Below are 14026 nucleotides of genomic sequence, written 5' to 3'. Positions count from 1 at the left end.
ACAAACACAGTGATGGCCGCGATGACAAGCACGATGGTGGCAAAAAAGACAAACAGGGTGGTGGCATCGGGAGTTCTGTCATCCTACCAGTACCAGGCATAACATCGTATAATTTTTGGAATGCGACAAATGGCATCCCTGAGCCAGGTACAATGTTCCTGTTTCTGAGTGGTTTGTTGGGCCTTGGCTGGCTGAGCATGACACGGAAGCGCCAGACGCAGGGTGCATCGGTGTAAAATGAACCAATTCGGATAACTGATTCGTTTTGATCCGGCATAGCGACTGTGTAATCAGGCATAGTAAGCATGTTGAAATCACTCATCCCTGACCCGGTCTCCGGCCGGGTTAAATTCTTACCACTCGCAATTTCATTATCGATCTGGGCAGCTTACCTGCAGGCTGGATTGCCTTTTCATGCGCCAGATAACGCCCTCCTGCACAATCTTGATCTGGCAACGGGATGGTCGGGTGGTGGCGCATTCCTCTCTCAATTTATACTGATGCTGCTGGTCGGAACGTTTTGGCAATCTTTCGCTCGTTGCCGATGGGATTCGCAGCCAAGCCGCTCTTGGAGTTTCTACCTTGGGGTTGCTTTAATCCTTGCCATCCTTTTTATCAGCCTCAACCATGGAGCTACTGTCCGTTATGAACTCTGGTCAATCACAGGGCCAATCACAGGGCTTATCGCTGGGCTGGTGCTGGGTAGTATTGTAGGCTGGTTTGCGGCTTTCCCATTGGCGACCTGGGTTCAGGCGAGTGCGCGCGGTTTGCCTGCGCTGTGGGCGATCTCCGTTTTTGCTGCACTTGTTTTAGCGCTTTTGCCGCTGGATACCAAAGCTACACTTAGTCAAACGGCATTCACCCATTGGAATATCCTGGATAGAGTGTATCAATTACTTAAACCGTCCATACTTTGGGGGGCTCTGGGTCTGATCTGTGGATTTTCTGGGTACGGGCGACAGGCACGAGTATGGGGGGGCGCATTTGTCTTTGGCTTCGTGGTATGCGCGTTCCTGGCCGCTGAAAATTTTCGGTTTGAGGATGTTGTTGAAGTCATGGCTTTGCTGCCGGGTCTGGCAATGGGCCTTTGGCTTGGCGAGCGTTCCCGGTTAACAGACAAGTTTACGCAGGCCAAGGCGGCATCAAGTACGGCAACCAGCCCGCTTGCGGCTGCTAACCTGGGTAGAGCGGTGTCGCCCACCGCAAGTGCTGACAAGCTGAGAATTGAAAGCAACTTGCGAGACGGCGACAGTGCTTCGCATGATGGCCTAGTTACGCCACCGTTGCGTGCCAGCGTCGAGAATAAGTCCCGCTACTTATCTCAGGAAGCTGCAGACTCCCCACCGCGTCCTCTATCAAATGCGGCACTCCTTGCTCGCCGCGCAGTTGCGTTGATTGTGATCGGTGCGGCTGGATGGGCGTTGCTTGATTTTCCGCGTTGGAACGTACCGCTCGCTGGCGGATTTGTGCTGTATCTCGCGCTACTTTGGCGTTATCCCAAGGCATGGCTAGTGATTGTTCCGGCAGCGTTGCCTGTATTGGATCTTGCATTCTGGACCGGTCGATTTTTTCTCGATGAATTCGATTTGCTCCTGGCAGTCACACTGGCAGCACTGCTTTGGCGTAAGCCTGTTACTCGCACTAATTCTAGGCACGCTGCCCCTCTCATACTTGCTACTTTATTAATGGCTTCTGTTCTGATCAGCGGACTGACAGGTTTATTGCCGCTGCAGTTATTGGATGCAAATGCTTTTACTTCCTATTTCAGTCAGTACAACAGTCTGCGTGTGGCGAAAGGTTTTCTGTGGGGCATAGTTTTTTACGCTATGTTGAGGCCGCATCTCAATGAGCTGCAACCAATGAAGCTGCTATCTGCGGGTATGCTCATAGGTTTGGCAGGCGTAGCTATATCAGCACTGTGGGAGTATTGGCGTTTCAGCGGTAGCAGTGCGCCGGATTATCGTGTGACTGCAACTTTTTCCAGTATGCATACAGGCGGTGGGCATATTGAAGCGTATCTGGTTTTTGCTCTGCCTTTTGCATGGGCATTGCTTTTACAGGAAAAAAAAATCTGGATCAGAGCAGCCGCTTTGAGCGTGTTTTTACTAGCCATCTATGCTTTGATTACAACCGTAGCACGAGGTGGAATCTTGGCTCTCGTGGTAGTTTTTGCAGTGCTGGCTTTAGGTGTGTATCGAACCTTGCGTGCACGGGGGATGTCGCACAATTTGCGTTACACGGCCAGTGCAGTGCTGATCGCTGGCGTGCTGCTGGTCATCGCGGGGCTTTCGAGCGCCACCTTTTTGCAGCATCGTTTCACTCAAACTGAAACGGATGCACAAACCCGATTTGCTCACTGGACCCATGCTTTGGGCTTGCTGCAAAACAATTGGAGAGAACGCCTTTTCGGTGCTGGATTAGGCACATTTCCCGGGCGGTATTTCTACGCCAATTTTGATTCGTCACTGGGAAACTATCGCTATCAAACCGAAGGCAGTAACCGTTATCTGAGTTTGAATTCTGGTGGCACGTTGTATATGGCGCAGAGTGTCACGGTCATGCCCGATACCCCGTATACCCTTGAACTGGATGTGCGCTCAAACGATCAGACAAAACAGCTTGATGTACCAATCTGCGAGAAAAAATTGCTCAACTCGCACCTTTGCCAATGGCTGAGCGTACCTGTTACACCGGGCCAGGGATGGCAGCATCGAAGCATTGCTTTTTCCAGCGGTCAGGTAGGGCAGGGTGCGTGGTGGGCCAAACGGCCAGTTCAGTTATCTATCTATAATCCACAAGACAAGGGTGTCGTGGATGTCGATAACATTCGCCTCCTTGATCGTAGCGGTGTCAATCTCATCTCGAATGGCGACTTTACGCAAGGAGGTGATTATTGGTTCTTTAAATCCGGGGACCACCTTCCTTGGCACATAAAAAATATGTGGGTTCACTTGGCCTTTGAACAAGGCTTGGCAGGGTTGGCGATTTTTTGTGCTTTGATCATCGCAGCGGTTTGGCGCTTGATGCGTGGTTTTTGGGCTGGTGAACCACTCGCAACTTTATGGCTGGCTGCTATCAGTGGATTGCTTACGATTGGAGTTGTGGATAGCTTGCTCGATGCTCCGCGGTTAGCGATGCTGCTTGTGTTAGCGCTACTTGCAGGCGCTTCACATAACGTTCGACGCGATTCAAATAAATGATAAATAAAAATTTATTGGCTAAAATCGGTTGACTTGAATTATGGGGCACCTCTAACAATCCAAATCGCGAGCAGCTGATTTTCGGTTTGTCTGCTTACCCCGTTTCGGCACAATACAGCGCTATTCAAAAAAATAATCGCCTACATATCAATTATGTGCTGTGCTCAAATTTTACTCATGTTTTGTCTTGCTTGGGAACTTGAATTTTAGAGGCGCCCTCAAGGTGATTTAATTTCTGCTGCAGCTGGGTGTTTACTGGTGGTTCCTCCCTCACCTCCGCCACCTTTTCCTTTTTCTTTTGGCGAGCTGTGTTTGACGATTGGTATCGACGATATTTGTTCGGGCAGAGGTTGAGCCTTATCAAGGAGCGGTTTCAAAGTGGGCAAGAGGTATTTAAAAACTTGCGCAGAGAGTGCTGAAGTAAACTGATAGTTAGCCGCGTCTGCGCCGGGCACAAATGCTGTAAGCGTCCCGTAGAATCGATCTCCGATAAAAAACACAAAAGTGGCGGAACGATTTACCGAATGGGATTCCTTGATAACACCCGCCGATGAAAAAGTGACATAACGATGATCGCCGGTTCCAGTCTTGCCGCCTATCGGAATACAGGTACCATCCGCTTTCACTATTGCGTGGGCGAGTCGCGAAGCGGTGCCTTTTTCCACTACTCCAGTCAATACGTCACGAACTGCAGCTGCCAGATCAGGCGAGAACATTTTTTTGCCTTGGTCAGGCGTGCGTTCCACAATGGTTTCAAAGGGAGTGCCTGCAGCAAAATGCAGACGTTCGATGAGTGTAGTGGGTACCCGGATCCCATTATTCAAGATAATGCCCATTAGTTCGGCGAGTGCGGCTGGGCGGTCAGCTGAGCTGCCTATAGCTGTGGCGAGCGATGGTACAAGTGTATCGAAGGGATAACCGAGGCGTTTCCAACTGCTTTGAATCTCCAGAAAAGCTTCCAGTTCCAAAAGGCTGCGGATTCGGATGTCCTGTGCATTCTTGTGAATGGTTTTGAATAGCCAACGATAGACAGCCACACGCTCCTCGCCGCTGGCTTTGATCACGTCCTTATGTTTTGCATTGGGGTTGTTGCTTAAATAATGCACCAGCCATAGTTCCAAGGGGTGTGCGGCTACAATATAACCCTGATCCGTCAGCGAGTATTTGCCTGGCGCATAGCGCTCATAATGGTCATGAAGAACGCGCTTATCTAGCACCTTGAGGCCAGGCAGACGTGATGTCATGAATTTATTGAACTCGGCGGGCGTAGCCTCAGGGTGAATATAGCGGTAAGCGGCGGCAAGCCGACGCGGCGTGTGTCGGAAGCTGGAAAAAAATATCTCGTCAATTTCACTTGCTGATTTATTTTTGTATTTCAGATAAAAACGGTTGATGAATATTGTGCCTTCTTTGTCAGCAAATCGTCTGAGGTATGCTTCGCGATCAGGATGGTCAGCATCTTTGAGTATCTTGGCAGATGAACCTTTGATATGAAGCATATGGTAGCGCACGATATCGCGCATAAGACGAATGTAAACGAGGTTGACGGAATTGTGCGTCGCTTCCCGCACACTCAATGTTTTGCTGTCGTCTTCAGGTTTGAAATTTTTAAAAAAATGCGCTCCACCACCGGTAAAAAACTGTTCATGAGGGTTAGCAGAATATTTACGATCCAGGGCAGCTCCCAGCATGGCTGCCAAACTTTTATCGGTGCTTTGTAGCAGATATGTGATTGCCCAGCGACTGAGGACATCGTTTGGATCACTCACTACTTTATGTAACGCTTTCGGTTCGAGTGCAGCATATTTTTGATGCAGTGCTTCGATAATTTCAAGGTAAGTTACTAGCGTCCTTAGTTTTGCTGTGGATCCAAGATCCAGCTTGGTGCCTTTATTGATATCTAAGGGTTGATCGAAATTGTCGGCCTGAATTCGCGATTTTGCTCCCTGCGTCGTCAGCTCTGAAAGCGTGAAGCTGTAAATTATTTTGCCCGGATCCGCTTCGCCCAGTAGCCGATTTCCATAGAGTCCAGCTGCGCGTGCAAATTTTGGGTTTTTAAGCTGACGCAAGATATCAGTTGTCTTTTTTTGTAATTCGCCGTCGAGCGTGCTTTGCACTGATAGGTCCAGACGATCCAGCTCATACAGACGTTGAAGTCCCATTTGGGAGGCAAGACGCACACGCACCGCATTAACAGCCTTTGAAGCAGAGAAGTTTCTGGTTCTCACAGGCACTGCAGCATTGCGGAAGCGAAGCGGCACTTTCAGCGCAGCCTCACTCAGGCTGGTTGATATTACGCCAGCCTGCGCCAGCACACGCAAGTGGCTATTGGTAAGCTCATTCAGTGCTTTGCGATCGCTCATTAAATATCTGGAAGGCCTGCGTTGGGCAACCATGAGACTGAGCATATGTTTATAGTAACGTGCCGTCTCGGTCAGGTCAGTGCCGTTTGCAGGCCAGGCTTTCAGAATTCGATTGGCCCGTGTGAAGTTCAGGTCGTACCATGCCCATAGTCCGTCTCCCAGTCCATTTACTTCCCCGAAGCCCGAGGCAGCAGCAAGTGGAACTGTATTAAGATAATCTACTACGATACGCCTGCGGGCAGGCATAGTGTCTTCTCCATCCAGATACGCACGTACAGAGGCGGATGCGACCTGCTGAAGCTTGTCATTGGGGCTCAGGGTCATTCCGTGGAGAGAATGCCGGTATTTCTCAATTTGAGTTGCAAGCGTACTGCCGCCCGGTACGTTGTGCTCGGGGCGAACGAATTGAATCGTTTTGTCCAGAACAGCCTTTCCAAGCCGGGTCCACTCGATGGCCGGATTTTTTTTTGGTTGGGCCGGATCCAACAACTCACGATTCTCGATAAATAGCAGGCTGTTCGTTACTAGTGGCGGAACCGATTTGAAGTTTGCATAAACGCGAGCAGGGAAAACAGTACGGTAAAGTGGCTGACCGTCGCCGTCGATTATTTCGAGACCCGCCTGTGTTTTTTCATGGTAAGGAACGAATAATCCTCTCTCAACAAGCTTCTTCATTTGCGGGGAAATTCTTGCTTGAGCACTTACTTGGAAGCCGTGTTCGGTTAAATTTTGAAGAAAATTTGGTAACTGACTATATCCAAGGCGTACGTCATACGGCCCTGACTGCTGTATGTGCAAACCACCATTTGGCCCACTTTTTACTTCCCAGTGAAGATCATTAGCCAGTTTTGCAAGGTGATGTGCCTGGTATGCAGAGGTTTCTGTTTCTCGATATATAAAGAAGGCAGAAATGGCCAGTGCAATAAGAAGCAAGGTCAGAACAGCAAAGGCATAAAATTTGTAAGTACGCTTTATGATTGAGTTACCTGGAAGATTGAGAGACACTTGTTAAGTTCTTTTTTAAATAGCGGACGTCTGGATTCAAACTGAAATCACTCAAATAATTAAACGAATTAAAATTTGATGGTTGACTAAGAAAATTCAGAGTTTCCGGAGTACAAGTCATGAGGTTTATTCAGGACGGCGCATTTGTCTGTAAAGATTTACAAGAGGATTTTATAAACACAATATTGGCCTGAAATCGAATTTTAGAACTGACTTTAGAAGTGAAAATGTCACCTTCGCTAAGTATAGCTGATCCCATTACATATCGTTAAGCGTTCAATTCTGACCATGTTAAAAATGCTTGCAGCAGAGGGTATCCTGAATTTTGCGTGTGAGGGTGGAGCTTATCCCGTAGTAGATGGTGCCGGTAATGTCGTATAACGCAAAGCTCGGTGTCAAGTAAGCATTAGTGCTGATATGATCAAAGTTTTATATTGAGCTCTATATGCCTAACTCTAACCGACTTGCCCAAGAGACCAGCCCCTATTTGCAGCAGCATGCCGACAACCCTGTTGATTGGTTTCCGTGGGGAGAAGAAGCACTGAGGTGTGCTCGCGAACAAAATAAACCGATTCTGCTATCTATCGGATATTCGGCCTGCCACTGGTGCCATGTTATGGCGCACGAGTCGTTTGAGGATGCAGAGGTTGCCGCAGTGATGAATAAATACTTCATCAATATCAAGGTGGATCGTGAAGAGCGTCCCGACTTGGATCACATATATCAGGCTGCCCATAATATGCTGACCCAGCGTAATGGCGGCTGGCCGCTCACCTTATTTTTAACGCCGGATCAAGTGCCGTTTTTTGGCGGTACCTATTTTCCAAAACAGGCGCGTTACAACCTGCCTGGCTTTGTGACTTTGCTCGAGCGCGTGGATGAGCTTTATCGCACACGTCAGGATGGCATTGCCAAACAAAGCGCGTCGATGATGCAAGTATTCAGCACCAGCCTGCCGAGCGTAGTCAATCAGGTTAGTTTCGATAAAACGCCATTAAAAGATGCATTCACCGGAATGCAGCAATCATTTGACCCTGTACACGGTGGTTTCGGCGGTGCGCCCAAGTTTCCACTCCCGACCGAGATGGAGTTTTTGTTAAGGTATGCGATGCGTGGCGGTGATCCCGACGCACAACGCATGGTGCTCTACACGCTGCGCAAAATGGCAGATGGCGGAATTTACGATCAGCTGGGAGGTGGTTTTTGCCGTTATAGTGTGGATGAACGCTGGGAAATTCCCCATTTTGAAAAAATGCTGTATGACAATGGCCCGCTGCTGGCACTTTACACAGACGCGTATGTGTTGTCGGGCGAGGTATCGTTCAAGCGCGTGGTGCAAGGCGTTTCAGGTTGGGTCATGCGTGAGATGCAGTCGCCGCAAGGCGGCTATTATTCCAGCCTGGATGCAGACTCTGAGCATGAGGAAGGCAAGTTTTATGTGTGGACGCCAGAGCAAGCTGCAAGCGTGTTGAGCGTGGAGGAATATGCCATTGTCGCCGCTCACTATGGTCTGGATCGGCCACCTAATTTCGAAAATAAATATTGGAACCTGATAGTTGATCAGCCGCTAGATGCCATTGCGAAAGCACGAAATCTGCCCCTTGAGCAAGTCACGCAGCAACTCGCTAGCGCGCAAGAAAAAATGTTTGCCGCGCGATCAAACCGTGTGCGTCCAGGACGCGACGAAAAAATTCTGGTCAGCTGGAACGCTCTCATGATTAAAGGCATGGCGCGTGCTGGTAGGAGACTAGGCGAACCAGAATGGATATTGTCGGCGCAGCGTGCGGTGGATTATATATATGGCACGATGTGGAAAAATGGTCGCTTGTTTGCTACCAGCAAGGACGGCAAAGTGCATCTGAATGCCTATCTTGATGACTATGCATTCATGCTGGATGCTTTGCTGGAACTGCTGCAAACGAAGTTCCGACTGGCTGATCTGGAATTTGCCCGTGCGTTAGCAGATGTGTTACTAGAACAATTTGAAGATCAGCAAGCGGGTGGATTTTTCTTTACCAGCCACGACCACGAAAAGCTCATTCATCGGCCCAAACCAGAGCATGATAATGCTATGCCTTCCGGAAATGGCATTGCAGCCTTCGCATTACAGCGCCTCGGCCATATTTTAGGAGAGCAACGCTACCTTGAGGCTGGCGAACGAACGCTGACACTTTATCATCCCTTATTTGTGAAGCAACCCATGGGATTCACTAGCCTGTTAATGACTTTGCAAGAATATCTTATACCGCCGCAAATCGTTATTTTGCGTAGTGCACCTGGAGCAAGCGCAGACTGGTGTAAGCAATTGTTTCAGCACTACTGGCCTGACACATTGATACTCGCTGTGGAAGGCGAGCATGTCGGACTTCCGGAAACACTGACGAAACCTTTTACACAAGACGTTAGTGCGTGGGTCTGTCAGGGAGTGCAATGCTTGCCGGTAATTAACGATTGCAAAAAATTGATAAACGTTTGCAAATCTGGCGAGACGAGTTAAGACATTCTTGAGGGCACCTCTAAAAATTCAGGGTTCACTCAACTGCAAGGCGCGGAATAAATTTCGAAGCGCGCATATGATTGATATGTTGGTAAGAAATTTTTTCTGCTACGCAGCAGTTGGGATGAAATCTGGATTTTTAGAGCTGCCCTTGATACACAATATGCTTAGTCACCTGCGTGAGCCATGCATTCGTTAATAAAATTTAAGGAGTATTTATGGATTTAAAAGAAACGCGTCTTGATTCGAAGGCCGTGTATGAAGGTGATTTCATCAAGGTATTTAAAGACAACGTGCAATTGCCAGATGGCAGTGTGGGCATGCGCGAACATATCGCTCATCCCGGCGCGGTGGCCGTGCTGGCAATTCTTGATAATGGTGATTTATTAATGGAGCGGCAATTTCGTTATGCGCCGCAACGCGATTTCCTTGAGCTACCTGCCGGAAAAATTGAATATGGCGAAGATATTTTGCTTACCGCGCAACGCGAATTATTGGAAGAAACTGGCTACATTGCCAGCAGTTGGACGCATTTGACCACTGCTTGGCCGGGTATAGGTTTCTCCAATGAACGAATGGAATATTATGTGGCGCGTGGTCTGACCTACCAAGGGCAACAACTAGACGAAGGGGAGTTTCTTGAAGTATTTGAGCTATCGCTTTCTGATGCACTGGACTGGATAAGACAAGGGAAAATCAATGACAGTAAAACCATGGTTGGCATTTTTTGGCTGGAAAAGATGTTAAACGACTGGAAATAATATTATTTGTTTGCACATCTTCACATGGTTACGTCTGAGTGATGCACCAATATCAAGTTTGAATGAGGTGAAAACGCACCAAATTGGTGAGTATAGTCATTTATGAATATTGATTTCATGAGAATACATATACAAATCAATTTATAGGGAAAGTGGAACGAAATTTGCTTGTAACTTATGGATTGGTTCGTATATGGAGTAAGAAATGGAAAATATTGGAAACCTGAAAGCTGGCAGTGACGCGTTGTTTATCCTGCTCGGCGCTATCATGGTTCTTGCGATGCACGCAGGATTTGCATTCCTTGAATTGGGTACGGTACGAAAAAAAAATCAGGTGAACGCGTTGGTGAAAATTATCACCGACTTCGGTATATCCACACTGGCATATTTTTTTATCGGCTACAGCATTGCTTACGGTGTCAATTTTTTTACCGATGCTGAACATCTAGCGCAGAAAAATGGCTATGAACTGGTCAAATTTTTCTTCCTTCTTACCTTTGCTGCGGCCATTCCTGCGATTGTTTCTGGTGGGATGGCAGAGCGTGCCAAATTCCATCCGCAGTTAGCCGCCACCTTTCTACTGGTTGGCTTTATTTATCCCTTTTTCGAGGGTATCGCCTGGAATCATCGATTTGGTGTACAAAGCTGGTTGCAAACTCAATTCGGTGCTGAATTTCATGATTTTGCCGGTTCTGTTGTGGTGCATGCAGTGGGTGGCTGGATAGCACTGGCAGCCGTGATACTGCTCGGTGCGAGGCGAGGACGCTACACTAAAGAAGGACGCATCTCAGCGCACCCACCTTCCAGTATTCCCTTTCTTGCGCTAGGCGCATGGATTCTCACCGTTGGCTGGTTTGGTTTTAATGTCATGTCAGCGCAAGAAATTGGCAATATCAGTGGCTTGGTTGCAGTTAACTCACTGATGGCGATGGTGGGCGGCACACTGGTTGCACTTTTTGTTGGCAAGAACGATCCCGGTTTCGTACATAATGGCCCGCTGGCCGGGCTGGTAGCCATATGTGCCGGCTCGGATGTGATGCATCCCCTTGGCGCATTGGTGACAGGCGGCGTTGCGGGCGGGCTATTTGTATGGATGTTTATCCTGACTCAGAATCGGTGGAAAATCGACGACGTACTTGGCGTCTGGCCGCTTCATGGATTATGCGGCGCATGGGGCGGTATTGCAGCAGGCATCTTCGGATTGAAGGCATGGGGGGGGCTTGGTGGAGTCAGTTTTATGGCGCAGATTTTCGGTACGCTGCTAGGTATCGCCATTGCATTTGGCGGTGGCTTTGTAGTCTATTTTCTGCTGAAGAAAACCGTCGGTATTCGATTGAGTCCCGAAGAAGAATTCAAAGGATCGGATTTAAGCATACACAAGATTACGGCAACATCGGAACGTGACTCGGGGTGGTAGCACCGGGTCTGTTTCAGGCATAAATTGCATGTGAGCTGAAACCCTATGTAATAATTTTAAAGCTGAGAATATAGATGTACCGCAAAGCAGGCAGAAGGAAGTGGGGTGCCTGTTATGACATAAATCTCAGAATCTTTCAAAAAATCCAGGTGGCAATCAAGTTTTGCTGGGTGTGTCATAACTTATAGCGGTGCCTTTATTTTTTCATAATGCTCTGTATTATTTGGCAAAGAACATAAATTATGAATGCCGATCTTTTTGATGAACAGCCAGACTTTAGTCTGCAACAGGTTTGTCTTGATGATGGCGCATTTTTATTGCGCGGCTTTGCCGAAAATATGGATGCTGAATTGATGAGCACGCTAGAAAATGTCATTGCTCAAGCGCCTTTGCGTCACATGACTACCCCAGGCGGTTTTCGAATGTCGGTGGCAATGAGCAATTGCGGTCAGGTCGGTTGGATTTCAGATCGCAACGGATATCGATATGATGCTTTCGACCCAGAAACAGGACGCCCATGGCCGGATTTGCCTGAAATATTCATAGACATGGCGAGCAGGGCGGCGACGCGCGCCGGGTATGAAGATTTTTTGCCCGATGCCTGCTTGATTAACTGTTACGAACCAGGCGCTCGGTTATCCCTGCATCAGGATATGGATGAGCGTGACAAGTCGGCTCCGATTGTCTCAGTTTCCCTTGGCTTATCCGCTGTGTTTTTGTTCGGTGGGTCAAGCCGTACCATTCGACCAAAGCGCTACCAACTGTTACACGGAGATGTAGCGGTCTGGGGTGGCCCCTCCAGATTTAATTTTCACGGCATTGCGCCACTCTTGGATGGATATCATCCTGTCCTCGGTCGCAAGCGCATCAATCTGACGTTCAGGAAAGCTTTGTGATGATGGCAGTAGGCACTACCAATACGATTGATGATCCATTTGGCCCCGCAGTTGCTCATCTGGCAGCTTCAGATTCCGATTGGAAAAATTTAATTGCTCGCGTTGGTCGATGTGGATTGCAGCCAAAACCGGAACGTGAACCCTATGAAGCGTTGGTTCGGGCAGTCGCCTATCAGCAACTCCATGCGCGGGCCGCCGAAGCAATACTTAAAAGATTTCTGACGCTCTATCCAGACATGTCCTTTCCATCACCGACTAGTATCCTCACGACCGACAAAAACATATTGCGCGCCTGTGGTTTCTCTGCTGCGAAGGTAATGACAATTCGAGGAATTGCGGAAGGGACTCTGGATGGCGTCGTACCTGTCAGAAGTGTGGCGTTGGCGATGGCGGATGAAGAACTGATTTCTCGGCTAGTTTCATTACGCGGTATTGGCCGTTGGACGGTAGAGATGTTTCTTATATTCACACTGGAACGGCCTGATGTTCTACCCATTGATGATTTTGGCGTGCGTGAAGGCTGGCGAGTAATGAAGTCACTGCCCAAGCAGCCATTGCCCAAGGAGCTGTCCAAAATTGGGCTAGCTTGGAGTCCTTACCGTTCAACTGCCGCCTGGTATTTGTGGCAAGCAGCAGATGAGTTTAAACGCTTGAAATCCAAGTAGTTCAGCATGAAAAATAATATCGCTTATAGGCGCTTCTAAAAATTCAATTTTGCGAGCAGCTGCTTCGCAACTTGCCTGCTTACCCGTTGCTAGGCAAGACAAGTCGCTAGAACAAAATTTAACGCAGCATTTATTTGATATGTAAGTAATAATTTAAATATCGAGGCTAAAGCTGATCGGCTAACGCCGGTGGTTTAAACCTTGCAATTGAAATTATAATGAAATCAGGTGTAGATGGCTGTTTTGTAGCGCTCCCACCCAATGAGCCCCTGTTCGTGCGGATATCGAGATAAACGGGAGTGAGTTTTGGGCGTTAATATCACGCGTGATGCCAAAACAAGACATTTTACTAAAAAATTCACTACAAATACCGGAGCTTCTTTATCCCTTTACCGATTTGGGTCGGCGTTTTAATCGAGATACCCGCATTCCAGCCCTGCTTTAAACAACACTTCCCCTTTTGTGTGCTGTTCCCAAAGCACGTGCAAAAGAATGCAACCCAGATGCACTTTACGACCAATTATCGACAAATGTTGCCAAGCATCCTGTTCAATCTTTGGAGCAGCACTACCGTGACCTGTTTTTCTACCTATGCCAACTGTTTGGTCGCCAATATTGGCTAGAACGATCTGGTAGCTCTATCCGCCATCTACCATACTTGGTCCAGAATTTTCCTGACGCACAATTTATTCACATCGTTCGTGATGGACGCAATTGCGCCATTTCGATGGAAGAACATGCTGGCTTTCGAATGGGGTTAATCAGTATTCAACTTACAGAAATTCTTGGTTACGACCTCTATGAGTCAAAACGACGCGACAGCTTGAGCGACCTACCTGATGAACTAGTCGATTTTTTACCCGAAAATTTTTCAGCAGCAGCATTTCGAGATTATCGTCAATCGCCGTCTTTGTTTGGGATTTATTGGTCTGGAGAAATCATCGAGGCCTTGCACTCACTTTCGATTGTACCGTCCGAGCAAGTTTTAACACTTCAATTTGAGGAAATCTTAAACCAACCGAAAGGCGAGATGAGTAAGTTGGTGCAATTTATCGACAACAGCCTGTTAGATTCGGAGTGGTTAAATAATTTGAGCGCTGAAATCCGAACTCCTCGCGCACAATGGCAAATGTTGGACGCTGACGAGCAACGCTTTTTAGAAGAAGCCTGTCGCCCTGGTTTTAAAGCCCTTCAAGAGCAAGGTCTGACGTGGAAATAGATC

At 48.0% G+C, this 14026-nt stretch carries 9 protein-coding genes; 8 read left to right on the top strand and 1 reads right to left on the bottom strand.

Annotated features, from left to right (window positions below; genetic code table 11):
• Together MJ770_RS14200 and MJ770_RS14195 are read left to right on the top strand one after the other, a co-directional pair.
• Positions 1-236, top strand: a 236-nt coding sequence (locus MJ770_RS14200) for a PEP-CTERM sorting domain-containing protein (RefSeq protein WP_239255721.1), incomplete at its 5' end; no start/stop codon positions are given.
• A 69-nt stretch (positions 237-305) separates the two neighbouring features.
• A complete protein-coding gene (locus MJ770_RS14195; RefSeq protein WP_239255720.1) occupies positions 306-3200 on the top strand; it encodes an O-antigen ligase family protein in 2895 nt (964 codons plus the stop codon).
• A 218-nt stretch (positions 3201-3418) separates the two neighbouring features.
• On the opposite strand, the gene MJ770_RS14190 is transcribed toward MJ770_RS14195, so the two are convergent.
• A complete protein-coding gene (locus MJ770_RS14190) occupies positions 3419-6568 on the bottom strand; it encodes a transglycosylase domain-containing protein (protein WP_239255719.1) in 3150 nt (1049 codons plus the stop codon).
• 445 nt (positions 6569-7013) lie between these two features.
• On the opposite strand from MJ770_RS14190, the gene MJ770_RS14185 reads away from it, so the two are divergent.
• The 6 genes from MJ770_RS14185 (at position 7014) to MJ770_RS14160 (ending at position 14023) form a co-directional block, all read left to right on the top strand.
• Positions 7014-9065 (top strand): thioredoxin domain-containing protein, encoded by a 2052-nt coding sequence (locus tag MJ770_RS14185; protein WP_239255718.1) that lies wholly within the window; start codon positions 7014-7016, stop codon positions 9063-9065.
• A gap of 218 nt (positions 9066-9283) precedes the next feature.
• Positions 9284-9826, top strand: a complete 543-nt coding sequence (locus MJ770_RS14180) for an NUDIX domain-containing protein (RefSeq protein ID WP_239255717.1) — start codon at positions 9284-9286, stop codon at positions 9824-9826.
• A 205-nt stretch (positions 9827-10031) separates the two neighbouring features.
• A complete protein-coding gene (locus MJ770_RS14175; protein ID WP_239255716.1) occupies positions 10032-11243 on the top strand; it encodes an ammonium transporter in 1212 nt (403 codons plus the stop codon).
• 242 nt (positions 11244-11485) lie between these two features.
• The gene (gene alkB / locus MJ770_RS14170; protein WP_239255715.1) at positions 11486-12139 is read left to right on the top strand and encodes a DNA oxidative demethylase AlkB; all 654 of its coding nucleotides are present in this window, start codon (positions 11486-11488) and stop codon (positions 12137-12139) included.
• Entirely contained in the window at positions 12139-12804 is a 666-nt protein-coding gene (locus MJ770_RS14165; protein ID WP_239255714.1) for a DNA-3-methyladenine glycosylase family protein, read from the top strand. The genes alkB and MJ770_RS14165 overlap by 1 nt, the downstream gene beginning before the upstream one ends.
• A 460-nt stretch (positions 12805-13264) precedes the next feature.
• Entirely contained in the window at positions 13265-14023 is a 759-nt protein-coding gene (locus MJ770_RS14160; protein ID WP_320412240.1) for a sulfotransferase, read from the top strand.
• The last annotated feature ends 3 nt before the right edge of the window (positions 14024-14026 follow it).

The organism is Candidatus Nitrotoga sp. M5 (genome assembly GCF_927904885.1).
GTDB lineage: Bacteria > Pseudomonadota > Gammaproteobacteria > Burkholderiales > Gallionellaceae > Nitrotoga.
Note: the sequence above shows the minus strand (reverse complement) of the source record. Positions and strands in the feature narration are given on the sequence as shown.